Here is a 24,763-nt window from a genome sequence, read left to right as displayed (position 1 = left end):
GCCTGTGACAGACGGGCAAGGCTTGACGGAATTGGCAGGTACATGTGGCGAACCAGTGAACTCCTTGAGGGGATGGGGTGTTGGGCGACCGGTCCAGCGCATGAGGCTGGGGCAGCGGGCGATCGGCGCCTGCTCCCCTCGTGGTTCCGAAAGGGTGTGCATGAAGCATTTCCGGCTGCTCGTTCTCGGTAACGGCGTTTCTGCGTACGGCAGTTATCTGAACATGGTCGCGCTGAACGTCTTCGTCTACGACGTCACCGGGAGCGCCCTGGCCGCAGGGCTCTTCATGGCGGTACGGCTGGGGACGAGCGTGGGGGCGGGCTTCGTGAGCGGGCGCCTCGTCTCGGCGTACGACCGCAAACGTCTGATCGTCGGCGCCGACCTCGGCCAGGCGCTGGCACTCCTGGCGCTGCTCCTGGCTCCGGAGGCCGGCCGGGTCTCCCTGCTGTACTGCCTGGCCGTGGTCACCGGGGGCTGCTCGACGCTCTCGCAGGTCGCTCTGCGCAGCAGCATCCCGGAGATCGTGGGGGCCGAGCACCGGACCCGAGCCAACGGGCTGCTGGTCACCGGCCGTTCCCTCGCCATGATCGCGGGCTTCGCCTCGGCGGGTGTGGTGGTGGCGCAGCTCGGATACACGGCGGCGTTCGTCCTGGACGCGGTCACGTTCCTGTTCTCCGCGTCGGTACTGCTGATGCTGCCGATCCGCACGAGGGCCCGGTCCGAGGGACCCGAGGGCGCCGAGGACGGCACACCGAGCGCCGGTCACCATTCTCTCCGGTTGCTGTGGGCCGGCGCGCCGGTGCTGATGGCGATGATCGCCGTGCGGGCCGTCGACGGGCTGGGATCCTCCTCGCACAACGTCGCGCTGCCCGTCTACTCCAGCCTGCTGGACCCCGATCATCCGGCCACCTTCATCAGCCAGTTCTGGGCCACGTGGGCGGTCGGCACCATCATCGCCCAGCAGGTGCTCGCCCGGCACACCCGCCGGACCGGGCACACCTTGGGCGAGCGGGCCTTCGCGGTCGGCGCCTGCGTCATGTCAGGAGCGTTCATCGTCGTGTTCAGCGGGCTGCCCACCGTACCGACACTCGCCACGGCACTCGTCGCCGGAGCGGCGGACGGAGTCACCGAAATCGTTTACGTGTCACGGCTCCAGGCGGTCCCCGACGAGCAGCGCGGACGCCTCTTCGGGCTCTCCGCCTCGGCCGAGAACGCCGGGTTCGGACTGGGGATGCTGATCAGCGGATCGCTGCTGGAGTCCTTGTCCCCGTTCCAGGTGGTCGCCTCCCTGCACGGCCTCGCCATCGTTCTGTGCCTGGCCCTGCTGACGCTGCTCGTGCTGCGCCGTTCCCCGGCCGGGCCCGACCGGGTGCGACAGCCCGGCAGCGGCACCCTGCGCGAAGGGCGCGGCTGATGGGCGGCGGCGGGCAGGACCCACGCATCGCCGTGGTCGGGATGTCCTTCCGACTGCCAGGGGCCGACACGCCGGAGGACCTGTGGCGCATCATCCGCAACGGCGAGGACCGCTTCACCCGCTTCACGAAGGACGAGCTGAAGGCCGCGGGCGTCCCCGAGGAGCTGTACCGGCGCGACGACTTCATCGGCGCCTCGGCCGTCCTGGACGACATCACCGGGTTCGATGCCCGGCACTTCGGGATGAGCGCCCGCGAGGCCCGCCTGACCGACCCCCAGCACCGCCTGTTCCTGGAGTGCGCACAACACGCCCTGGAGAACGCCGGCTACCCCGACGAGCGGGACGGAAAGCGGATCGGGGTCTATGCCAGCACCGGCTACCACCTGTACAACATGCAGTCCTATCTGCTCAACAACGTCCTGCCGAACGAGGACATCGCCGACTGGCTGGCCGGCATGCAGGTCCTGGTGGGCAACTACACCGACTTCAACGCGACCCGGGTCGCCTACCGGCTCGGTCTCACCGGCCCCGCCGTCAACGTACAGACGGCCTGTTCCAGTTCGCTGGTGGGGGTACACCTGGCCGCCCAGTCCCTGCTGCTGGACGAATGCGACATCGCACTGGCCGGCGCCGGCGCCATCCATGTCCCGCAGGTCCTCGGCTACCACTATGTCAAGGGCTCGATCCTCTCCAGGACCGGCCGGCTCCGGGCGTTCGACGCGGCCGCGAACGGGACCGTCGGAGGCACCGGTGTCGTGGCCGTCGTACTGAAGCGGCTGACCCGTGCGCTCGCGGACGGCGACACCGTGCACGGCGTCATCCGTGGCTGGGGCATCTGCAACGACGGCGCCGGCAAGCAGGCGTTCGCGGCACCCAGTGCGCGGGGCCAGCAGGAAGCCGTACGCCGGGCGCTGGACCACGCGGGCGTCGGGGCGGACACCATCGGGTATCTGGAGACCCACGGCACCGGCACCCTCAAGGGCGATCCCATCGAGCTGGAAGGGGCGGGCGCGGCGTACCGGCAGGACACGGACCGGACCGGCTACTGCGCTCTCGGAGCCGTCAAGACCAACATCGGGCACCTCGACGTGGCGTCCGGACTGGCCGGTCTCGTCAAGGCCCTGCTGGTGCTCAAACACGGTGTGATCCCGCCGATCGGGGGCTTCAGCGATCCCAATCCGCTGCTCGGGCTGGAGGACAGCCCGTTCTACGCACCCCGTGCCCTCCAGCCGTGGCCCGAGAACGGCACCCCCCGGCGGGCGGGTGTCACATCGCTCGGGATCGGCGGCACCAACGTCCACCTGATCCTCGAGGAAGCCCCCGAACCCGGGCCGCGTTCCGCCACCGCGGCCCCGCCGGACGTGCTTCTGGTCTCCGCGACGAGCCGGGAAGCCCTCGCCGACAACGTACGGTCCCTGCGCGACGTGCTCCGCAGGCGGACCGCTCTGCCCTTGGCGGATCTCGTCACGACCGCCGCCCTCGGGCGCTCGCACGGCCGGCACCGGATCGCGGTCCGGGCAAGCACACCGTCCGCGCTGGCCGATGCTCTCGAGGCCTGGCTCTCCGGCCCCGCACCGCTCGCGACCGCCGCGGGCCCCGTGTCGCCGGGGGACGCGCCCGCCCGGGTGGTGTTCCAGTTCACCGGCCAGGGTTCCCTCCGCCCCGGAGCGGCGGCGGCCCTGTACGAACGGTTTCCCGTCGTGCGTGAGGTCCTCGACGCCTGCGAGGCGTGGCATCGCCGTCTCACCGGTGAACCGATGCTGGCCGGACTCCTCACCGAGGGGGCGGGCACACCCGGGGCTGTCTGGCCGACCGCGACCGCGCAGCCGGCCCTGTTCGCCCTGCAGTGCGCCCTGGTCCGGCTGTGGGAGGAGTCGGGTATCAGACCCTGGGCCGTGACGGGCCACAGCGTCGGTGAGTACGCGGCGCTCTTCGCAGCCGGGGCGCTGTCGCTCGCGGACGGCCTGGAACTCAGCACGCATCGGGGCCGGTTGATGCGGGATCACTGTGCGCCGGGCGCCATGGTGGCGGTAGCACTGGAGCGGGAGTCCGCCGCGGAGCTCGCCGCCTCGCAACCCGGGCTGGAGCTCGCCGTGACCAACGGGGAACGCTCCCAGGTGCTGGCCGGTCCCGTCGCGGACGTGGACCGGATGTGCGCCGTGCTCGATGACCGGGGCACCCCGTACGAACGCCTCGCGGTGGACCGGGCCTTCCACACCGCTGCTACGGAGCCGATGCTCGACGCGTTCGCAGTGGTACTGGCGAAGACCCCCTTCACACCGATACGGACCCGCTTCATCAGCTCTCTCGACGGCCGGACCCGTGAGCCCGGCTGGGTGCCGGACCCGGAGCATCTGGTCCGCCATGCCCGCGAGCCGGTGCGCTACGACGCGTCGCTGCGTGCCGTCGCCGGTGAACGGCCCGACGTGCTCCTGGAGATCGGACCGCACACCACACTCAGCAGCCTGGCCCGCCGCTCCCTGCCGGCGGTGCGGGCGACTCCCTCCCTGCACCGGAACACCGGACTCACGGCACTCTTCGGCGCCGCGGCGGCTCTGCACTGCGCGGGAGCGGATGTCCGCTGGGAGACGTTCCTGGCCAGCACCGGAGGACGGCGCGTCCCGCTGCCCGGCTACCGCTTCCAGCACCGACACCACTGGGTCGGGGCCCCACCCGGGCCCCGCGGACCCATTTCCCCGGCGAGAGAGGAACGCACCATGACGTCAGAAGCGACGGAGACCAGGCACCTCCTGGACAGCATCCTCGGCGTGCTCTCCAGAACCTTCGGAGAGGACCTCACCTCGGTCCCGGCCGACACCCCGTTCTTCGATCTCGGCGCGGACTCGCTCCTCATGATCAACGCACTCCGGGAGATCGAACAGGAGCACCACGTCAAAGTCACGATGCGAGAGCTGTTCGACGAGACGGGAACGCCCCGGCTCCTCGCCGAACTCGTCGCTGCGCGGCTGCCCCGACAGCCCGGGACCGCCCCGCTGCCGGCCACCGCACCCGCCACCACCGGACCGGTGTCCGAAGAGCTGACCGCCGCACCGTCCTTCGGTCCGGCAGCGGCCACCGCGCAGCCGTCCATCCCGCAGCCGTCCATCCCACAGCCGTACGCGACGGAGCCCCCCTCCGCCGGACCGGTGGCACCGGCCACCCAGCAGCCGGCCGCCCGCGCTCCTCAGCCGTTCGCCCCCACGCCGATACCCGTGCGGCGCACCACACCACCCTCCCCCGGCGTACTGCCTGTCCACACCGCGTCGACCGGCGGGGCACCGCCGGTCGAACACGCCGTCGCGGACACCGGTTTCGTCACCCGGCAGGAGCTGCTGGAGCTGGCCCAACGGGTCCAGCAGCTGTCACAGATCCAGCTCCAGATGCTCACCCAGCTCTCCCAGATCTCCCAGTTGCTCGCACTCCGGAGCAACGCGACGGCGGCCCTGACGAACGACGAGGTGGTCCGGTGAACGAGCAGAAGAGCCTCACGGCCGGCCTGGACCGGGACCTGGCCGCCATGGCCGGACTCGCACAGCGCATCACCGAACAGATCGACGCCGGGCGAGCCATGGCCGGCAGTGCACCACAGCCTCAGGCACACGGGCCGCGCGTGGTGATCGCCCCCGATGCCGGCATGGTCCGCTCCACCTCACCCCGCACTCAGCAAGAGCATCTCGACGACCTCGTACGCCGGTACACGGCACGGACGGCGGCCTCCAGGCAACTCGCCCAGCGCCACCGTCGAAGACTCGCCGACAGCAGAGCGGTCGTCGGATTCCGCAAGTCGACCAAGGAGATGCTCTATCCCGTAGCGGCCCGTCGCGCGGAGGGCGCACGGATCGAGGACATCGACGGCAACAGCTACACCGACATCACCATGGGCTTCGGAGTGCTCCTCTTCGGCCACGAGCCCGGCTTCGTCCGGGAAGCCGTACACGAACACCTCTCCCGAGGCATCCGGCTCGGCCCCCGCAGTGTCGAGACGGGCGGGGCCGCCGAGCTGCTGTGCGAACTGACCGGGATGGAACGGGTGGCCTTCGCCAACTCCGGTACGGAGGCCAACGCGGCGGCGATCCGTCTCGCCCGTGCCGCCACCGGCCGCGACCGGATCGTCACCTTCCAGGGCTCCTACCACGGTCATGCCGACCAGGTGCTGGGCCGGCTGGCCGGCCACGGTGCCCAGGAGGGGACCGTGCCCGTCTCCCGGGGCATCCCGCACAGTGCCGTCTCCGAGCTGACCGTCCTCGAATACGGCAGCGAGGAGGCTCTGCACGCGATCGAACGGGACGCGTCGCGGATCGCGGTGGTCATCGTCGAACCGGTGCAGAGCAGGCATCCCTCGCTCCAGCCGGCCGCGTTCGTCCGCAGGCTGCGCGAACTGACCGCCCGTCACGGCATCGTGTTGATGTTCGACGAGATGCTGACCGGATTCCGCCCCGCTCTCCGTGGCGCGCAGGAGCTCTACGGCGTCACCCCGGATCTCGCCACCTACGGGAAGCTCCTCGGCGGCGGATTCCCCATCGGCGCGGTCGCCGGCCGCTCCGACATCATGGACGGGATCGACGGCGGCTACTGGACCTACGGGGACGACAGCGGCCCGACCGCCGACACCACCTTCTTCGGCGGCACCTACCTGCAGCACCCCGTGTCGATGACCGCGGCGCACGCCGTACTCACCCATCTGAAGGAACACAGTCCGCACCTGCAGGAACGGCTCAACGCCCGGACGACCGAACTGGCCACCGGGCTCAACGACTTCTTCGAGGCCGAGGAATTCCCCCTGCGGATGGGCTGGTTCGGCTCCCAGTTCCGCTTCGAGCACCGCGCCGACATGGAGCTCCTCTACTACCACCTGATGCTGCGGGGCGTGCATGTATGGGAGTGGCGCAACTTCTTCCTCTCCACGGCTCACACCGACGGCGACATCGAGCATGTGGCCGACGCCGTGCGGGGGTCGCTGAGGGACCTGCGGCAGGCCGGCTTCTTCCGCACCGGCACAGCCCCGTCGCGGAGGCCCGCTCCCGGCCGGACAGCCGTCACACCGACGGCGGCCCTCCCGGTCCCGATGGCCGAAGCAGTGGCCGAAGCGGTGGCCGACGCGCCCCCCGTTCCCGTGGCAGATACGCCCCCCGTTCCCGTGGCCGCCCCGGATTCCGCGGCGCTCACGACGCCGCGCCGCGCGGACTTCAGCCTCTACTTCTTCGGCGACTACCCGGACGACGGACCCGGCCCGAAGGAGGGCCGCTACGAACTGCTCATGGAGGCGGCCCGGTTCGCCGACCACCACGGGTTCGAGGCACTGTGGATGCCCGAACGGCACTTCAACTCGTTCGGCGGCCTCTTCCCGAACCCCGCCGTCCTGGCCGCGGCGCTGTCCCGGGAGACCCGGCGCATCCGCCTCAACGCCGGCTCGGTAGTGCTCCCGCTGCACGACCCGATCCGGGTGGCGGAGGAGTGGTCCATGGCGGACAACCTCTCCGGCGGACGCATCGGCCTCGGTGTCGCGAGCGGGTGGAACGCCAACGACTTCGTCTTCTTCCCCGAGCGCTTCGGGCCGCACAAGCAGGAGATGTACGACCGGCTGGAACAGGTGCGGAGCCTCTGGCGGGGCGAGCCACTGCGCCGCACCACCGGGGACGGCGAACGGGAGATCCGGCTCTTCCCGCGCCCCGTCCAGACGATGCCGCCGCTCTACACCGCGGTGGTCGCCAACCCGGAGTCGTACGAACGCGCCGCCGCGCACGACCTGGGCATCGTGACCAACCTGATGACCCAGGACATCGACCAGCTCAGGGACAACATCGCCCGCTACCGCCGGGCCCGTGCGCGGCACGGCCTCGACCCGGACGCCGGGCGGGTCGCCGTCCTGCTGCACACCTATCTCGCCGAGGACCACGACACCGCCCGGTCCGAGGCCTTCGCACCGATGGCCCGCTACATGCAGGCCTCCCTGTCCCTGTTCAGCGGCGTCACCAACAGTCTCGGTGTCACCACCGACCTGAGATCGCTCAGCGAGGACGACCTGGACGTGGTCTTCCGGCGCGCCTACGGCCGCTACTGCGACCAACGTGCCCTGATCGGCGATGTGGACACCGTCCTGCCCGTGGTCGAGGCGGTGGTCGACGCGGGCGCGGACGAGATCGTCGCGCTGGTCGACTTCGGCGTCTCCGCGGACCGACTGCGCGCCGGTCTCCCCCGGCTGGACGCCCTCCGCCGCCGGCACCGGGAGCGACGGACACCCGACCCGGGTGCGCCCCTGTCCCCGGGCCAGGAGCGGATCTGGTTCCTGGAACGCCTGCTCCCGGGACGCACCGCCTACAACGAGGTGAAGGCGATCCGGCTGCGCGGTGCGCTCGACACCGAGGCGCTGCACACCACGCTGCGTCGGCTCGTCGCCCGCCACGAAGGGCTGCGCACCGTCTTCCGGCAGGCCGGCGATTCGGCGGTCCAGCTGGTGCGGGAGGCCGCCGAGCCCGACTTCGAGGTGGTGGACGGCACACTCCGGGCCGAGGCCGCCGTACAGGAGGCACTGGCGACGGAGAGCGCCCGCCGTTTCGACCTGGAGAACGGCCCGCTGTTCGTCAGCAGGGTCGTGCGTACCGCGGTCGACGAGCACGTGCTGGTCCTGTCCTTCCACCACATCGTGGTCGACGCGGCCTCGGCGACCGTCCTGTGCCGGGACCTCTCCGCCTTCTACCGGGCGGAGCGCGACGGCACGGAGGCCGGTCTGCCCGCACTGACCTGGAGCTACGCCCGGCACGCGCGGGAACAGCGCGCGGCGGCGGACGGCCCCGACACCGCGCAGGACCTGGCCCACTGGCTGCGCGTGCTCGGCGGTGACCTGCCGGTCCTCGAACTGCCCACCGACCGCCCCCGGCCGGCGGAGATGACCTCCGAAGGCCGCGCCGTCTTCCGCTCCCTCGACCCCGGCCTGTCCGAACAGGTCAGACAGCTGAGCCGCGGCCACCGCGCCACCCTGTTCATGACCCTGGTGGCCGGCTGGGCGGCGATGCTGCAACGGGTCACGGGGCAGGAGGACATCGTCATCGGCATCCCGGTCTCGGACCGGCCGCAGCGGGCCGAGGAGCTGATCGGCTTCTTCGTCAACACCCTCGCTCTGCGGGTCGACCTCGCCGGCGATCCCGGGTTCGCGACGCTGCTGGACCGGGTGCGTACCGTCGCACTCGACGCCTACGACCACGCGGGGACACCCTTCGAGAAGGTGGTGCGCGTGCTCGCTCCGCCACGCAGGACGGACCGCACGCCGGTGTTCCAGGTGTGCGCCGAGTTCCAGTCGGCGGAGCCGTTCCGCCTCGACCTCCCCGGCATCGAGGCAGTCGCACTGGACGCGGGCCCCGACAAGGCGCTGACCGACCTGACGGTCTACTTCACCGACCGGCCGGAGGGCGTTCGCTGTCATCTGGAGTACAACGCGGAGCTGTTCGAGCCGAGCACCATCGACATGTTCTTCACGGTCTTCCGCGACCTTCTGGCCGCCGCCGTCGGCAAGCCCGGCACACCGCTGTCCCTGCTCGCGCGTACGGCGGTCGAGGGTGACGAGGTGCCGGAGAGCTGGGAACACGGCCCGGTCCGGCCGGTCGCGGACACCACCGTGCACGGCTGGATCGCCCGGCAGACGGCAGAGCACCCCGCGCGGACCGCGGTGGTGGGCGAGGACGCCGTACTGACCTACCGGGAGCTGGACGAGCGCGCCGGCCGGCTCGCCGCCGTGCTCGCGGAACACCGGGCGGACGGTGACCAGGAATCCTTGGTGGCGGTGTGGCTGCCACGCTCCGCGGAGCTCGTCGTGGCGCTGCTCGCCGTGCTGCGGGCCGGTTGCGCGTATGTGCCGCTCGACCCGTCGCTCGGTGCCGTCCGCGCCAGGCAGGTGATCGCCGAGAGCGGCGCCCGCACGGTGATCAGCGGCGCGGACGGATCGGAGGACCTGCGGCTGCCCGGATCGGTGACCGTCGTCGCACCGGACGCCGCCCCGACGGGAGACCCCGGGTCAGGCACCCGGCCGGCAAGCGGCACCGGGGGCTCGTCCCCTTTCTCCGCGTGCTCCGTCATCTACACCTCGGGCAGCACCGGCACGCCCAAGGGTGTCGTGCTCACACACCGCGGCCTCGTGGACCTCTGCCAGTGGCACCACGAACGCTTCGCGTTCACCGGCGACGACCGGAGTGCCGTCGTGTGCAGCCAGAGCTTCGACGCCTCCCTCCTGGAGATCTGGCCGGCGCTGACGGCGGGCGGCACGATCGTGGTGGCCGGTGAGCCGATCCGCCGCGATCCGCTCGCCCTGGCCCGGTGGTACGCGGACCAGGACATCACCTTCAGCGTCCTGCCGACGGCCCTGGGCGAACAGGTGCTGCGCCTGCCGGTGGCCGATCAGCCCCCGCTGCGCCATCTGCTGCTGGGCGGCGAGGCGCTCCGGAGCCGCCCCGGGCCCGAGGCACCCTACGAGACGGTGAACATATACGGCCCGACCGAGACGACCGTGCTGTGCGTCGTCGATACGGTCTCGCCCGGGGCCGACGGGCCTGTCCCGGACGAGGGAGCGGACATGATCGCGATCGGGCGTCCGGCCGACAACGTGACGCTGCGCGTGGTGGACGCGTCGGACAAGCCTGTGCCCATCGGTGCGGTGGGGGAGCTCCTCGTCGGTGGTCCGGGGGTGGCCGCGGGCTATCTGCACCGGCCGGACCTCACCGAGGAGAGGTTCACGTCCGCCCCGGAGGGCGGGGCGGAGACCCGCTACTACCGCACGGGGGATCTGGTCCGCTGGACGGCGGACGGGCGACTCGTGTTCGTGGGCCGTACCGACGACCAGGTGAAGATCCGCGGATTCCGGATCGAGCCGGAGGAGGTGGCGCGGGTGCTGGGCCGTCTCGACGGTGTCCGCCAGGCGGCCGTCGTCGGCCGGCGCCGTGCGAACGGCGAGGCCTTCCTGGCCGCCTATGTGGTACCCACCGAGCCCGGCTGCGGCAGTACGACGGAGCAACGGTCCCGCACGGACCGGTGGGCCGAAGAGCTGCACCACCACCTGCCGGAGTACATGGTGCCGCGCGCCTGGCGGGTCCTCAGCGAACTGCCGCTGACCGGTAACGGCAAGTTGGACCGGACGCAGCTCCCGTCGGCCGATCCCTTCCTCACGGCGGACGGAGAGGGGGCCCGCCGGGCCGACGGCCCGTCGCCGGAGGCCGAACCCCGCACCGCAGTGGAGAACGGACTTCGTGATCTCTGGGCGGCCGAGTTCGGCCTCACCGCGTCGGGCGTCGATCCGGATGTCTCCCTCTTCGACCTGGGCGGACACTCGCTCACCGCGATGAGGCTGGTCAACCGGATCAGAGAGGCGTGGGGCATCGAGTACCCGCTTTCGCGGCTCTACCAGGAGCCCACACTGCGCGCCATCACGGAGTTCGTGCGCGGCGCCGGGTCGAGAAGGGTCGTCCGCCGGGGCCCGGCCAGCCAGCAGCAGTCGCGCTTCGCCACCGTGCACGCCCGTCACGCCAAGCCGCAGGTCTTCAACGTCGCCCTGCGGATCACCTTCTCCGGCCGGCTGGACCCCGGATCGCTCCGCACCGCACTCCAGCAGCTGACCGAACGTCATGAAGCGCTGCGTACCCGCCTGGTACGGGAGGGCCTCGGCTCCTGGCGACAGGAAGTGCTCGAACCCCGCCCCCTCGACCTGCCCGTCGACGACCTCACCTCACAGCCGGAGCCGGAACGGCAGGCCGAGGTGGGACGGCTCGCCGAGCAGGCGGCGGAGACGCCGCTCGACCTCTTCGAGGGGGACGTACTCTCCACCCGTCTGCTGCGCACCGGCGCCGAGGAGTGGGTGCTGCTGCTCGTGCTGCACCACTGCACCTGCGACGGGTGGGCCCTGACCACGCTGCTGAAGGAACTCGCCGCGCTCTACCGTACGGCTGTCACCGGAGCCGGACACGGTCTGTCACCCGCGGCGCCGCAGCAGGTGGAGTACGCGCACTGGCAGGTCGCCCACGCGGCGGCGACCGGTGGGCGCCGCACGGACTACTGGCTGGAGGAACTCGCCGACGCGCCCTTCACGGTGGATCTGCCGCTGGACCGGCCGAGGCCCGACACGCTCAGCGGTCGGGGCGGAGTCGTCGAATTCACCGTGCCCGCCGAGGTCCGGGCCGATGTGGAACGGCTGGCCGTCCGGCGGGCGACCACGCCCTTCGTGGTGACCGCGGCGGCGCTCGGCCGGCTGCTGGCGGCCAAGGCGGAGCAGGAGGACGTGGTGATGAGCATCTCCTACGCGGGCCGGGAAAGCCGCGAGTTCGAGTCCCTGGTGGGCTGCACGGCCATCGGGTTCGCCCTGCGGGTCCGTGACGCGCGCGCCGGTTCCTTCGCGACGCTGACGGACCGGGTCACCCGTACGACGGTCCTGAGCATGGAGCACGCCATGTCGCCGCGCCAGGTGGCGCCGGCGATGCGGGAGCGCAGGGGCGTCGAAATACCGGACGGCCTGGCCATCGGTCTGGCCTACGAGAGTTCGCTGGACACCGGGATCGAACTGCCGGGACTCACCACCACGGTGGCGGAGATCGCCCCGGCCGCGTCCCGGTCGGAGTTCATCATGGTGCTGACCCCGGCCGGGGACGTTCTGGAGGGTGCCGTGGAGTACTCGGCCGACCTGTGGGACCGGGCAACGGTCGAGACGTGGACACGGGAGTACGTGCGGCTGCTGCGGGACGAGGTCAGGGAGGCGCTCGCCGACGGAGCGAACTGACCCCGGGGTGTCCCGGGACGACGGGGGGTGTCCCGGGACGACGGGGGGTGTCCCGGGACGACGGGGGGTGGGGGACGGCACGCGTGACCAGCCGCCGCCAGGAACAGGCAGAAACACCTGGCCGGGGGCTGGCCCAGGCGGTAAACGAGAACCTCCACCCGGACGACAAAATGCCTGTTCAGAGGCACTTTATGGCTCAGCCGGGCCAAGGGTGGCGGCCCCGGTCGTCCTCGTTTCCCCGGGCCGGACAGGCCCTACCCCCGCCCGCGCGCCCGCCGCGAAACCGCCGCCCGCAGCACCCGCTGTCCCTCCGCCGATACGTCCAGCACCTGGCGCAGCCCGACCCCCGCCGCCGGTACGTCCGCGGTCTCCGCCAGCAGCTCCAGGATCCGGACCTGGCGGCGCAGTTCCCCGGCCGGCAACGGACCGGCCCCGTCCGTACCGGCCTCGCGGCAGCGGCGCGCCGTCTCCGCGTCGGCGGCCGACGCCGCTTCCGCACCGAGGTGGACCTCCAGGGCCAGCAGCGAACACGCGTCGGCCCAGTCCCGCAGCCCCGGCGCCGCCCGGCCGGCCAGCGCCTCGCCCAGCAGCTTCCGGATCCGCGGGGCCGCGCCCTCCTCGTCGGCCGCGGCGTCCAGCACCGCACGGACCTCGGCGAGACGGTCCGGCCAGAGCACGGGGTCCGCGCACGCCGCCCAGAGCGGACGGAGCGGATCCGGATCCGCTCCGTCCGGGGGCTGCGGCAGACAGCGGTCGAGGCAGGCGACCGCGCTCGCGGCGAGCCCGCGCTCGTCGGCGGCGGCGATCAGTTCCAGCAGGCTCATCGGCGTCTCCCGTCGGCACGCCCCCGTGCGCGCACATGGGGACGAGGCGCTTCCTGTTACCGCGTTCAGCGCCAGATGGCTCAAAACCGTCACTGCCGAGGGCCGAATTGCATCGCTCAGTGGGCGCGGCCCCAGTGGGCGCGCTCCGTCAGACCCGGCGCGCTCAGCGGATACACGCCGAGGGCCGCCCGCTCCCCCTGCATCCGGGTCAGCTTGCGCACGAAGAGGACGGCGAGCGCCGCGGCCACGATGTCGAAGGCGTCGGTCGCCACCAACAGGCCCGTCGTGTCCAGGATTTCCTGCGGCTGCTCGGCCCCCCAGTACCGCCGGGCCGTGTACTGGCTGATGATCTGCGAGCAGACCCAGGCGCCCCACCACAGGTTCATCACGGTGGCCGGGACCGTGCGCCGGCTGCCGTCGGTGTTGGTCTGGGCGCTCGCGGTCCAGATGCCGCCCGCGATCCGGCGCGGCAGCACCAGGTTGCCGATCGGGACGAACCACGCCCCGACGGCCCAGCCGGGCCGCATCGACTGCATGCTCGGGTCGAACACCTCGGCGTTGAGCCGTACCCGCCGGAACCAGATGATGAAGACGACCCCGGTGGCCAGGTTCGCCAGGGTCTGCAGCGAACTCGCGGCCGCGTACAGATCGTCCGCGAAGGTCACCGCCGCTTCGTCGTACGTCGCGAAGTCGTTCGCCGGCCCGGCCGCGAGCACCCGGCGGGTGTTCAGCCCCGCCGCCACGGCGAGCACATCGGCCACGGCGACGACCGCCAGCAGCACGACGACGGCCTTCGCGAGCCCCTCGGGCGAGCGCAGGTACTGCTGCGGCGCGAAGAAGGCCGGGGCGGGCGGCATCGGGGCCGCCGCCCCGGCCGGGCCTGCGCAGAGCAGGCAGCGTCCGTCGGCGGTGACCGGCGGTCTGAGACGGCAGGTGGAGCAGAGCATGAAGTGGAACCCCCCAAGGTTCTGAGCGCGAGCGCGAGAACGCGCGCCCCTCCCCGGAACGCGCGGCAAGCGGAACCTAGCCCCCGCCCACCCCGCTGTCCACGCCGATTCCGCTCAGCCCGCCCCGCCGATGCCGTCCACGCGGATTCCTGCTCAGCCCGCCCCGTCGATCCGTGCGGCCAGGGCCCGGAACCTGTCCCAGCTCAGCGCCGGCTTGCCCGGGACCCACAGCTTCTGGGCGGTCGCGCGCAGCGGCATCCGGATGCCCTGCGCCACCTGCGCCGGAGTCTGCGCCTGCGGAAGGTCGCCCCAGACCGCGAACCGGCCGCCGAGGATCTGGCCGGAGTAGCGCGCCGGGACCGGCTGGGTGCCGCGCAGGACGAGCGGGGTCCACTGTTCGTAGATCCGCTCGCCCGTCGGGTAGACGAAGTTGTTGGGCTGGCCGAGCACGTAATAGAGGAACTCGTCGTTGAGGTTCACCACGCGCCGTCCCTCGCGCAGATACTCCTCGGGCTGCCGGGCGCCGTACTCCTTGCCCGTCCAGTACTCGACCTCGATGTCCTTGTCGGCGTGGACGATCCCGTCGCGGAAGAAGCCGTCGTTCCAGGCCTTGGGCCGTTTGCCGTGCGGGCGCACCACCGCCGCGCGGTCGTTCAGCCAGCCGGTCGTCAGGTCCTTGATGCCGGCCTGTGCTCCGTACTTCTGCTGGGCGGCCCGCTGCAGCTGCGGATACGAGGCGGCCGGGTTCCGTGCCATCAGCGCGAGGTACTCGTCGGCGCCCAGATGCCAGTACGCGCCGCCGAACAGCTCGGTGTACTCGCCGAGGAGTTCGTCGATGAGCTTCGCCGAGCCCGGGTTGGAGATGTCGAGCGACCCGGGCGAGCGCGTGCCCGACACATTGCGCAGCTGGAGGTCGGGGTGGGCCCGCAGCACCGCGCCGAGATGCCCCGGCGAGTCGATCTCCGGGACGACCTCGATGTGCAGCCGGGACGCGAGACCGACGATCCGCCGCACCTCCGCCTTGCTGAGGTGCTCCGGCGACACCACCTCGGGGTGGGTGTCGGACTCGATGCGGAAGGCCTGGTCGTCGGAGAAGTGCAGGCCGAGCTGGTTGAGCTTGAGGTCGGCCATCTCGCGCAGCCGGTCCTCGATCCAGGCGGCGGTGTAGTGCTTGCGCGCGATGTCGAGGTTGAGGCCGCGCTGCGGCCGGTCGGGGCGGTCGCGCACCTCGCCCTCCGGCATCGCGCCGTCGGCGCGCACCGACTGCTTCAGGGTGCGGGTCCCGTAGAAGACCCCGGCCTGGTCGGGTCCGCTGATCCTGACCCGCCCGTCGTGGACGTCGAGGGTGTACGACTCCGGTGTGCCCTTGCCCGGGACGAGGGCCAGCTCCACATCGCCCGCGCGGGCGGGGACGGCGCCCCGGTAGTGGATCTTCAGCTCCTTGGCCAGCAGCTGTCCCTCGTCCGCAAGCGTCCCGCTGCCCTCGGCGACGACGACCCCGCCGTCCGGGCCGGGCCGCCAGCCGGGGCCGCGGGCCGCGATGTGCTCCCGTACGGCGGGGATGGTGCGCGGGGCGGTGGAGAGCGGGTAGCTCCGGGTGGGCGAGGGGGCGGCCGAGGAGGGCGCGGGGGTGCGGGCGTCCGACCCCTGGCCGGCGAGTCCGCTGTCGGAGCCTTCCGGCCAGACGACGACGGCGATCGTCGCGGCAGCCGCCGCGGTGAGGACCGCACCGGCCACGAGAGCGCCACGTGAGGGCGACATCGGTCAGAAACCTCCGTTGTTTACGGAAAACAAGGCAGAAACAGTGGGACAGCCGGGCATTCTCCTTTGATTACGGTCCATCAGGCGTTCCGTAACTCTCCCGTCCGGGTGAAGTTCGCGCATTTGTCGGACATCCGTTGCCCCTCCTCGCTACCTTTGAGGCACATTCGTCTCTCCCTTCACCCCGCATCTGCCTGGTCTCATCCGTCCTTTCCTGCTCCAGGGTCACAGATGCCGCTGATCCGAGGAGCCCACGCTGTCCAGGTCCAGCGAGTCCCACGCCGGCCTCCCGGAGCAACTGCGGCAACCGGCCACCCGGACGGTCGTACCCGTCCAGAGCTCCGGAGCCGCGCACGCCCCGGGCCTCGACCGCTTCAACACCGTGCCGCCCGCCGAGGCCGAGGCGGCGCTGCTGGACTGCTGCGGAAGCCACCGCTGGGCGCAGCGGCTGACCGCCCACCGCCCCTATCCCGACCTGGACGCGCTGCTGGCCGCGGCCGACGAGGCGGGCTACGACCTGTCCCCGGCGGATCTCGCCGAGGCGCTCGCCGTCGAGGTCTCCCCCGGTCTGCACCACGCCGCGCCGCACTCCGCCCATCTCGCGCTGCGGGCCGCCCACGCCGCGTACGAGTGCCGCTTCGGCCATGTCTTCGTGATGTGCGTGGACGGACTGGAGCCGGCCGAACAGCCGGACCAGGTGCTCGCCGGGATCCGGGCCAGGCTGGGCCATGAATCCGACCAGGAACGGGTGGTCACCGCCGACGAGATGCGCCGACTCGCCCGGGGCCGCATCATCGAGCTGGTATCGGGTTCATAACGGAACGGGCTCGACGGACGGGGCGAGCAGCCTTTTCTAGCCCGTCCGTGCCTGTTTGATTGCCACTTTGATCACACCGCGGGCCCCCGCGCGAACGAACCGACAAACCGTCGCTACGATGGCCGGGGCCGGTGGACCGTACCCGGCCGGGTCAGACCGACAGTCAAGCCGGCCGGCCCCAATCCCCGCTCCCGGAGGGTTCTTCCGTGCCGGCTGGAACGCTGTACCGCGGCCGGGAAGGCATGTGGTCCTGGGTGGCTCATCGAGTCACCGGTGTCCTCATTTTCTTCTTCCTGTTCGTACACGTCCTGGACACCGCTCTCGTCCGCGTCTCCCCCGAGGCCTACGACGACGTCGTGGCCACGTACAAGACGCCGATCGTCGCGCTCCTCGAATACGGCCTGGTGGCCGCCATTCTCTTCCACGCGCTGAACGGTCTCCGTATCGTCGCCGTGGACTTCTGGGCCAAGGGCCCGCGCTACCAGAAGCAGATGCTCTGGTCGGTCGTGGGCATCTGGGTCGTGCTGATGGTCGGGGCTCTGTACCCGGTCCTCGGCCACGCCGTACGCGAAGTCTTCGGGAGCTGAGGCCAATGTCCACCGAGTCCTCCGCCGCGATCGGCTCCGTCGAGGGCGTCGGCCTGTACGACGTCGACAACCCGGCCCCGGTCATCGAGCCGCCGCGCAAGCGGACCGGCAAGACCCCCAAGGGTTCGCGCACCAACTTCGAGATGTACGCCTGGCTCTTCATGCGCCTGTCGGGCATCGTCCTGGTCGTCCTGGTCCTGGGCCACCTGCTGATCCAGCTGGTGCTGGACGGCGGTGTCTCCAAGATCGGCTTCGCCTTCGTGGCGGGCCGCTGGGCCTCGCCGTTCTGGCAGCTCTGGGACCTCGGGATGCTGTGGCTGGCCATGCTGCACGGCGCCAATGGTCTCCGTACGGTCATCAACGACTACGCCGAACGGGAGAACACCCGTTTCTGGCTGAAGATGCTGCTGTACACCGCCACGGTGTTCACCGTCCTGCTGGGCACGCTGGTGATCTTCACCTTCGACCCGAACATCCGCTAGGCGCCGGGCCAGAGGGACCAGAGGAAATCATGCAGATCCACAAGTACGACACCGTCATCGTCGGCGCCGGCGGCGCCGGTATGCGCGCGGCCATCGAGTCCACGAAGCGCAGCCGTACCGCCGTGCTCACGAAGCTGTACCCGACCCGCTCCCACACGGGCGCCGCGCAGGGCGGCATGGCCGCCGCGCTCGCCAACGTGGAGGAGGACAACTGGGAGTGGCACACCTTCGACACCATCAAGGGCGGCGACTACCTGGTCGACCAGGACGCCGCCGAGATCCTGGCGAAGGAGGCCATCGACGCCGTCCTCGACCTGGAGAAGATGGGCCTGCCGTTCAACCGCACGCCCGAGGGCCGCATCGACCAGCGCCGCTTCGGTGGTCACACCCGTAGCCACGGCGAGGCCCCGGTCCGCCGGTCCTGCTACGCCTCGGACCGCACCGGCCACATGATCCTCCAGACGCTGTACCAGAACTGCGTCAAGGAGGGTGTGGAGTTCTTCAACGAGTTCTACGTCCTGGACCTGCTGCTCCAGGACGTCGACGGGGTCAAGAAGTCCGCCGGCGTCGTCGCGTACGAGCTGGCGACCGGTGAGATCCACGTCTTCCAGGCGAAGTCGATCATCTTCGCGTCCGGCGGCACCGGCAAGTTCTTCAAGGTGACGTCCAACGCGCACACCCTGACCGGTGACGGCCAGGCCGCCGCCTGGCGCCGGGGCCTGCCGCTGGAGGACATGGAGTTCTTCCAGTTCCACCCGACGGGTATCTGGCGCATGGGCATCCTGCTGACGGAGGGCGCCCGCGGTGAGGGCGGCATCCTCCGCAACAAGGACGGCGAGCGCTTCATGGAGAAGTACGCGCCGGTCATGAAGGACCTCGCGTCCCGTGACGTCGTGTCCCGCTCCATCTACACGGAGATCCGTGAGGGCCGCGGCTGCGGTCCCGAGGGCGACCACGTCTACCTCGACCTCACGCACCTGCCGCCGGAGCAGCTGGACGCCAAGCTCCCGGACATCACCGAGTTCGCGCGTACGTACCTCGGCATCGAGCCCTACACGGACCCGATCCCGATCCAGCCGACCGCGCACTACGCCATGGGCGGCATCCCGACCAACGTCGAGGGCGAGGTGCTGGCCGACAACACCACCGTCGTCCCGGGCCTGTACGCCGCCGGCGAGGTCGCGTGCGTCTCCGTGCACGGCGCCAACCGGCTGGGCACCAACTCGCTGCTCGACATCAACGTCTTCGGACGCCGCTCGGGCATCGGCGCCGCCGAGTACGCCGTGAAGAACGACTTCGTCGAGCTTCCCGAGAACCCGGCGCAGATGGTCGAGGAGCAGATCGAGCGGCTGCGCGACTCGACGGGCACCGAGCGGGTCTCGACGATCCGTCTGGAGCTCCAGGAGTGCATGGACGCCAATGTGATGGTGTTCCGCACCGAGCAGACCATCAAGACGGCCGTCGACAAGATCGCCGAGCTGCGCAAGCGCTACCTCGACGTGTCCATCCAGGACAAGGGCAAGCGGTTCAACACGGACCTCCTGGAGGCCGTCGAGCTGGGCAACCTGCTCGACCTGGCCGAGGTCATGGCGACCTCCGCGCTGGCCCGCAAGGAGTCCCGCGGCGGTCACTACCGCGAGGACTACCCGAACCGCGACGACGTCAACTTCATGCGCCACACCATGGCGTACCGCGAGGTCTCGGCCGACGGCACCGAGTCGATCCGGCTCGACTACAAGCCGGTCGTCCAGACCCGCTACCAGCCGATGGAGCGTAAGTACTGATGGCAACCCCGATTCTGGACAAGGTCGAGGCGGAGTCCGCCGCCTCCCCGTACATCACGGTCACCCTCCGGATCCGCCGCTTCAACCCCGAGGTCTCCGACGAGGTCCAGTGGCAGGACTTCCAGATCTCGATCGACCCGAAGGAGCGTGTGCTCGACGCCCTTCACAAGATCAAGTGGGAGACGGACGGCACCCTGACCTTCCGCCGGTCCTGCGCGCACGGCATCTGCGGCTCCGACGCGATGCGGATCAACGGCAAGAACAGGCTCGCCTGCAAGACGCTGATCAAGGACATCAACCCGGAGAAGCCGATCACGGTCGAGGCCATAAAGGGCCTCACGGTCCTCAAGGACCTCGTGGTCGACATGGACCCGTTCTTCCAGGCGTACCGCGACGTCATGCCCTTCCTCATCACCAAGGGGAACGAGCCGACCCGTGAGCGTCTGCAGTCCGCCGAGGACCGCGAGCGCTTCGACGACACCACCAAGTGCATCCTCTGCGCCGCGTGCACGTCCTCGTGCCCGGTGTTCTGGAACGACGGCCAGTACTTCGGCCCGGCGGCGATCGTCAACGCGCACCGCTTCATCTTCGACTCGCGCGACGAGGGCGGCGAGCAGCGCCTGGAGATCCTCAACGACCGTGACGGGGTGTGGCGTTGCCGCACCACCTTCAACTGCACGGACGCCTGCCCCCGTGGCATCGAGGTCACCAAGGCGATCCAGGAGGTCAAGCGGGCGCTGATCACGCGCCGCTTCTGACCCCCACCGGCACAGCAGCCGCATCGAGGCCCCGTTCTCCGCAGGAACACTGCGGGAAGCGGGGCCTCTTGCTGCGCCGTCCGGGTCTTGGCGGTACGGTCGTGCGGAACCGGGCACCGGTTCGCCACCGGCGCAGCAGGGCCCGGGGCGCACAGGCTTGATCGAGAGCGGGGAACGTTGAGCGATCCGAATCCGTACGCGGACGACTCATACAAGTGGGGGCCGGCTCCCCAGCAGCCGGGCAATCCGCCCACCGTCGCGGACGGCCAGGGACACCCCGGCCCGGCCACCCCCGCGTACGGCTACCCGCAGCCGCTGCCCGAGTCCGCGGCCCAGCTTGGCCCCGGCTACGGCTACCCCCAGGGCGTCGCGGCCCAGCCGACCATGCCCGGTCACGGCTTCCCGCAGCAGCCGGGCGCCCCGATGGGCGCCGGTATGCCGGTCCTGACGTTCGGTGACATCGCGGTCATGCAGGACCAGATCGTGACTCCGGCCGGTCCGATGCCGCTCAAGGGCGCGGTGTGGACGGCCACCGACCTGACGCGCACCGAGGAGAAGATCCCGACGGTGGGGATCGTGCTCGCGATCGTCTTCGCGCTGTTCTGTCTGGTCGGTCTGCTGTTCCTCCTGATGAAGGAGAAGCAGACGACCGGCTTCGTCCAGGTCTCGGTGACCAGCGGCGGGCGGCACCACTCGACGATGATCCCGGCGCTCGGCCCCGACACCTTCCCCATGGTGATGGCCCAGCTCAACACGGCCCGTGCGATGAGCATCTGACGGTCCGCGTTGATGGGCCCCGAGGGCTCGGGTTCGCTGCGCCGCATGTCGGGCAGGGCCTCGCTCGACCTGGCCGCCCGGCGGGCGGCAGCCGCTCCCGCGCCCGGGTCACCCCCGGGCCGGCCGGCCGCGTCGTGACCGATCCCGACGGCCGGCCGGCCGAGGCGGCCGACGGGGCCCGCTGGGCGCCCGCGGCTCCGCGCCCGCCCGATCAGAGGTCACCCGACAGGCTCTCAGTCCCAGGCGGCGCCGCCCCGGTCCTCGGCGACCACCATGACGCGCCGCAGCATGTCGTTGAGCAGCGTGCGTTCGTCCTTGTCGAGGACGCCGAGCAGCCGGTACTCCTCGTGGCCGAGGACGTCCATCGCGCCCAGCCAGGTCGAGCGGCCCGCGTCGGTGAGTTCCACGTCGACCCGTCGGCGGTCGGTGGTGGAGGGCGTACGGCGGACGAAGCCGCGCCGCTCCAGCGCGTCCAGCCGGCCGGTGACGGAGGCGGGCGCGAGATCGAGGTCGGCGGCGAGCTCGGAAGGGGCCGCCTTCCCGCCGCGTCCGGCCAGCTTGTGGAGAGTGTCGAACTCCTGGCGGTCCAGGTCGAAGTCGACCAGGGACTGTTCGCGTACCCGGCGCAGATGGACGGAGAGCTTCTTCATGCGGGTCACCGCACCCTCGACATCGGGATCGAGGCCGGGAAGCACGGGCTTCCAGCGCTCCACATGTCCGTCGGTCCAGTCGCGTCGCTTCACGGGGAAAGCCTACGCCTGGCCTCCAAGTAACCTTCGGTATCGAATATTTCACTTGACGAATAATTCGGTATCGAAATAACTTTCGCGCATGCCGCACCCCCTGCGCACGCGCGCCTTCCGCCTGCTCTTCATCGGACGCACCCTCTCCCTCCTCGGCGACGCCGCCATCCCCACCGCCCTCTCCCTGGCCGTCTATCTGGCCACCGGCTCGACCGGGGCACTCGCCCTGGTCCTCGGCTGCGCGATGGTCCCCAAGCTGCTCCTGCTGCCGTTGGGCGGCGTCGTGGGCGACCGCTTCAACGCCCGTACGGTCGCGCTCACCACCGATCTCGTACGGTGCGTGACCCAGCTCTTCGTCGGCGCGGAGCTGCTCGGCGGCTCCCCGGCCCTCTGGCAGATCGCGGTCGCCGAGGCGATCGGCGGCGCCGCCGGGGCGTTCGCGATGCCGACCGTGTCCCCGCTGATCCGCGGCACCGTGGCGGAATCGGGGCTGCTGCGTGCCAACTCGCTGATGGCGGTGGTCAACAGCGCGACCCGGCTCGGCGGCCCGGCCCTCGCCGGAGCCCTGGTCCTCACCGCGGGCCCGGGCTGGGCCTTCGTACTGGACGGCGCGAGCTTCGCGGTCAGCGCGGCGCTGCTGTCCGCCATGAAGGTCCGGCACGTGCCCATTCCCCGGCGCTCCCTGCTCACCGACCTCAAGGAGGGCTGGAGCGAGGTCCGGGGCCGCGACTGGTACTGGACGAGCCTGATCGCACACGCCGCCTGGAACGGCGCGGCGGCCGTCCTGATGACGGTCGGCCCGGCGCTCTTCGTCCGGGAGCTGGGCGGCAAGGGCGTCTGGGTCGCCCTCCTCCAGACCGGCGCGGTCGGCCTGCTCCTCGGCTCCCTGCTGGCCGGCCGGGCCCGCCCCCGCCGCCCGGTCCTGGTCGCCAACCTGGGGCTCGCCACGTACGCCCTGCCGCTCGGCCTGCTGGCCGCCCACGCACCCGTCGCGCTCACCATCGCCGCGTACGGCGTCGCCCAGGCCGGCCTCGGCTTCCTCGGCCCGGCCTGGGAGACCTCGGTCCAGTCCGCCGTACCGGCACACGCCCTGGCCCGGGTGACCTCGTACGACTGGCTGCTCTCCCTCGGCGCGATGCCGCTCGGCTACGCCCTGGCCCCGCTCGCGGCCTCGGCCTGGGGCGCCGAAGTGCCCCTGACCGTGGCCGCGGTGGTGGTCGGCGCGGCCTGCCTGGGGACGGCGGCGGTGCCGGGCGTACGGCGCTTCGGGGCGCCGGGCAGGCAGGCGGAGCAAGTCGCCGCGACTCCGGCTTGAACATGTTCAAAAGCAGGTCTACAGTCCATGACAACTGCTTTTGAACGCGTTCAAGGGAGGGTGGGGCATGGACCTCACTGTTGTCGCGTATGTCATCTACCTGCTGATCAGCGTGGCGCTGACCGTCTGGGTCGCGCGCACGCTCGGCCGCAACGGCAAGGTGTTCCTCGCCGATGTGCTGCACGGGAACGAGAAACTCGCCGATGCCGTCAACCATCTGCTGGTGGTCGGCTTCTACCTGGTCAACCTGGGCTTCGTCACCCTCTACCTGAGGAACTCCGACGGCGTCACCGACGCCCGCGGGCTCTTCGAGGCACTGTCGGTGAAGCTCGGCGTCGTCCTGCTCGTCCTCGGTGTGATGCACCTCGGCAATGTCTATGTGCTCAACAAGATCCGCCGCCGCGGTCTGATGGAGCGTGAGCAGACCCCGCCCGTGGCCCCGCAGGGCTGGACGGGACCGGGCAACGGCCCGTGGGCGGCGCCCGCCCCGAGGGCCTGAGCGCCATGACGGACGGACCGGGCGGGCAGCGGCTCTCCGTCGAACGCCTCACGGTGCTGTACGACGCGCGGTGCTCGCTCTGCCTCCATCTGCGGCAGTGGCTGATGAAGCAGCGTCAGCTCGTTCCGCTCGACCTCGTCCCGGCGGCCTCCGAGGAGGCACGCCGCCGCTTCCCCGGGCTCGACCACGCCGGGACGCTGGACGAGATCACGGTGATCGGCGACCGGGGGCAGATCTACCGCGGGACCTCCGCGTGGATCGTCTGCCTCTGGGCGCTGGCCGAGCACCGGCCCAGGGCGCACTGGCTGACCACCCCGGCGGGCCGCCCGTTCGCCCGAGCCACCGTGCTCGCCGCCGCGAAGTACCGGTCCCTGACCGCTCCGCCGTGCGGCGAGGGGGGCGGGGACGGTGCCTGTACGGTCCCCGGATCCGAGGGCTGACCGGGCCGGATACCCTCGGGGCTGTGGTGAAGGAAGCGAAGGACGTGAAGGAAGCCAAGGCTCCCAAGAGCGAGCAGACCCGCACACTCATCCTCGAAACGGCGCTCCGGCTCTTCCAGGAACGCGGCTACGACAAGACGACGATGCGGGCCATCGCCCAGGAGGCCGGCGTCTCCGTGGGGAACGCCTACTACTACTTCACGAACAAGGAGCACCTCGTCCAGGGTTTCTACGACCGGCTCGCCGCCGAGCACGCAGCGGCCGTGCAGCCGGTCCTGGACGGCGACCGGGACCTCGCGGTGCGCATGCGCGGGGTCCTGCTCACCTGGCTGGACGTGGCGGAGCCGTACCACCGCTTCGCCGCCCAGTTCTTCAAGAACGCCGCCGACCCGGAGAGCCCGCTCAGCCCGTTCTCGGCGGAGTCGGTCGCGGCCCGCGAGGCGGCGATCTCCATCCACCGGCGGTGCCTGGCCGGGTCGGACACCAAGACCGACCCCGAACTGGCCGGGCTGCTGCCGCAGTTGATGTGGCTGATGCAGATGGGCCTGGTGCTGTACTGGGTGTACGACCGGACGGAGCACACCGGACGCAGCCGCCGCCTGGTCGAGCGCTCCGCCCCGATCGGCGCCCGCGCCATCGCGCTCTCCCGGTTCCGGGTGCTGCGGCCGCTGGTGCGGCAGATCCACGACGTGCTGGAGGAGTTCCTCCCCGGCACCGCGAAGCCCGGGGGGCCGGCCCGGCCCGGCGCATCGGACTAGGAACGCGGCGGGGCGGCCGGCCGGCAGCGCCGGTACGACCGCCCCGCGTCCGGTCGGACGGTCCGTCGGACCTCAGAACCATCCGGTCCGACAGACCGTCAGGA

At 71.1% G+C, this 24,763-nt stretch carries 17 protein-coding genes; 13 read left to right on the top strand and 4 right to left on the bottom strand.

Annotation, left to right across the window (positions count from 1 at the left end; genetic code table 11):
• Positions 1 to 160 precede the first annotated feature (160 nt).
• From ACFVX4_RS09785 to ACFVX4_RS09775, 3 genes are read left to right on the top strand one after another with little or no spacing between them, the layout of a single operon-like run.
• Positions 161 to 1,414 carry an MFS transporter gene (locus ACFVX4_RS09785; protein WP_389973820.1) on the top strand — a complete coding sequence of 418 codons (1,254 nt, stop codon included), beginning with the start codon at positions 161 to 163 and terminating at the stop codon, positions 1,412 to 1,414.
• Positions 1,415 to 1,455: 41 nt separating this feature from the next.
• Complete coding sequence (locus ACFVX4_RS09780) at positions 1,456 to 4,884, top strand: type I polyketide synthase (RefSeq protein WP_389973817.1); 3,429 nt, start codon at positions 1,456 to 1,458, stop codon at positions 4,882 to 4,884.
• The gene (locus ACFVX4_RS09775; protein ID WP_389973814.1) at positions 4,881 to 12,167 is read left to right on the top strand and encodes a MupA/Atu3671 family FMN-dependent luciferase-like monooxygenase; all 7,287 of its coding nucleotides are present in this window, start codon (positions 4,881 to 4,883) and stop codon (positions 12,165 to 12,167) included. Before ACFVX4_RS09780 ends, ACFVX4_RS09775 begins: the two co-directional genes overlap by 4 nt.
• Before the next feature lie 254 nt (positions 12,168 to 12,421).
• On the opposite strand, the gene ACFVX4_RS09770 is transcribed toward ACFVX4_RS09775, so the two are convergent.
• From ACFVX4_RS09770 to ACFVX4_RS09760, 3 genes are all read right to left on the bottom strand, one after another.
• Positions 12,422 to 12,991: a hypothetical protein gene (locus ACFVX4_RS09770; protein ID WP_389973811.1), complete on the bottom strand. Its 570-nt coding sequence runs from the start codon at positions 12,989 to 12,991 to the stop codon at positions 12,422 to 12,424.
• Between the two features lie 116 nt (positions 12,992 to 13,107).
• Positions 13,108 to 13,938 (bottom strand): DUF4328 domain-containing protein, encoded by an 831-nt coding sequence (locus ACFVX4_RS09765; protein ID WP_389973808.1) that lies wholly within the window; start codon positions 13,936 to 13,938, stop codon positions 13,108 to 13,110.
• Positions 13,939 to 14,091: 153 nt separating this feature from the next.
• Positions 14,092 to 15,699 carry a glycoside hydrolase family 20 protein gene (locus ACFVX4_RS09760; RefSeq protein ID WP_389973805.1) on the bottom strand — a complete coding sequence of 536 codons (1,608 nt, stop codon included), beginning with the start codon at positions 15,697 to 15,699 and terminating at the stop codon, positions 14,092 to 14,094.
• A 298-nt stretch (positions 15,700 to 15,997) separates the two neighbouring features.
• Here ACFVX4_RS09760 and ACFVX4_RS09755 point away from each other — a divergent pair, with 298 nt between their 5' ends.
• The 6 genes from ACFVX4_RS09755 (at position 15,998) to ACFVX4_RS09730 (ending at position 20,904) form a co-directional block, all read left to right on the top strand.
• Complete coding sequence (locus ACFVX4_RS09755; protein WP_389974025.1) at positions 15,998 to 16,516, top strand: 2-oxo-4-hydroxy-4-carboxy-5-ureidoimidazoline decarboxylase; 519 nt, start codon at positions 15,998 to 16,000, stop codon at positions 16,514 to 16,516.
• A gap of 206 nt (positions 16,517 to 16,722) precedes the next feature.
• The gene (gene sdhC, locus ACFVX4_RS09750) at positions 16,723 to 17,103 is read left to right on the top strand and encodes a succinate dehydrogenase, cytochrome b556 subunit (protein WP_072486591.1); all 381 of its coding nucleotides are present in this window, start codon (positions 16,723 to 16,725) and stop codon (positions 17,101 to 17,103) included.
• A 5-nt stretch (positions 17,104 to 17,108) separates the two neighbouring features.
• The gene (locus ACFVX4_RS09745; RefSeq protein WP_389973803.1) at positions 17,109 to 17,585 is read left to right on the top strand and encodes a succinate dehydrogenase hydrophobic membrane anchor subunit; all 477 of its coding nucleotides are present in this window, start codon (positions 17,109 to 17,111) and stop codon (positions 17,583 to 17,585) included.
• A 29-nt stretch (positions 17,586 to 17,614) separates the two neighbouring features.
• A complete protein-coding gene (sdhA, locus tag ACFVX4_RS09740; protein ID WP_389973800.1) occupies positions 17,615 to 19,369 on the top strand; it encodes a succinate dehydrogenase flavoprotein subunit in 1,755 nt (584 codons plus the stop codon).
• Positions 19,369 to 20,127: a succinate dehydrogenase iron-sulfur subunit gene (locus ACFVX4_RS09735; protein ID WP_329818763.1), complete on the top strand. Its 759-nt coding sequence runs from the start codon at positions 19,369 to 19,371 to the stop codon at positions 20,125 to 20,127. The genes sdhA and ACFVX4_RS09735 overlap by 1 nt, the downstream gene beginning before the upstream one ends.
• A gap of 177 nt (positions 20,128 to 20,304) precedes the next feature.
• Positions 20,305 to 20,904: a hypothetical protein gene (locus ACFVX4_RS09730; protein WP_389973796.1), complete on the top strand. Its 600-nt coding sequence runs from the start codon at positions 20,305 to 20,307 to the stop codon at positions 20,902 to 20,904.
• Positions 20,905 to 21,137: 233 nt separating this feature from the next.
• Here the strand turns inward: ACFVX4_RS09730 and ACFVX4_RS09725 are convergent, their stop codons facing one another.
• Entirely contained in the window at positions 21,138 to 21,647 is a 510-nt protein-coding gene (locus ACFVX4_RS09725) for a MarR family winged helix-turn-helix transcriptional regulator (RefSeq protein ID WP_389973793.1), read from the bottom strand.
• A gap of 88 nt (positions 21,648 to 21,735) precedes the next feature.
• On the opposite strand from ACFVX4_RS09725, the gene ACFVX4_RS09720 reads away from it, so the two are divergent.
• The 4 genes from ACFVX4_RS09720 to ACFVX4_RS09705 all read left to right on the top strand — a co-directional run bounded on the left by ACFVX4_RS09720 (position 21,736) and on the right by ACFVX4_RS09705 (position 24,659).
• Positions 21,736 to 22,962: an MFS transporter gene (locus ACFVX4_RS09720; protein WP_389973790.1), complete on the top strand. Its 1,227-nt coding sequence runs from the start codon at positions 21,736 to 21,738 to the stop codon at positions 22,960 to 22,962.
• Between the two features lie 67 nt (positions 22,963 to 23,029).
• On the top strand, positions 23,030 to 23,461 hold the full coding sequence (locus tag ACFVX4_RS09715) for a hypothetical protein (protein ID WP_389973787.1): 432 nt from the start codon (positions 23,030 to 23,032) through the stop codon (positions 23,459 to 23,461).
• Between the two features lie 5 nt (positions 23,462 to 23,466).
• Positions 23,467 to 23,901, top strand: a complete 435-nt coding sequence (locus ACFVX4_RS09710) for a thiol-disulfide oxidoreductase DCC family protein (protein ID WP_389973784.1) — start codon at positions 23,467 to 23,469, stop codon at positions 23,899 to 23,901.
• A 23-nt stretch (positions 23,902 to 23,924) separates the two neighbouring features.
• The gene (locus ACFVX4_RS09705; protein ID WP_389973781.1) at positions 23,925 to 24,659 is read left to right on the top strand and encodes a TetR family transcriptional regulator; all 735 of its coding nucleotides are present in this window, start codon (positions 23,925 to 23,927) and stop codon (positions 24,657 to 24,659) included.
• The last annotated feature ends 104 nt before the right edge of the window (positions 24,660 to 24,763 follow it).

The organism is Streptomyces sp. NPDC058240 (assembly GCF_042882135.1).
Lineage (GTDB): Bacteria > Actinomycetota > Actinomycetes > Streptomycetales > Streptomycetaceae > Streptomyces.
Note: the sequence above shows the minus strand (reverse complement) of the source record. Positions and strands in the feature narration are given on the sequence as shown.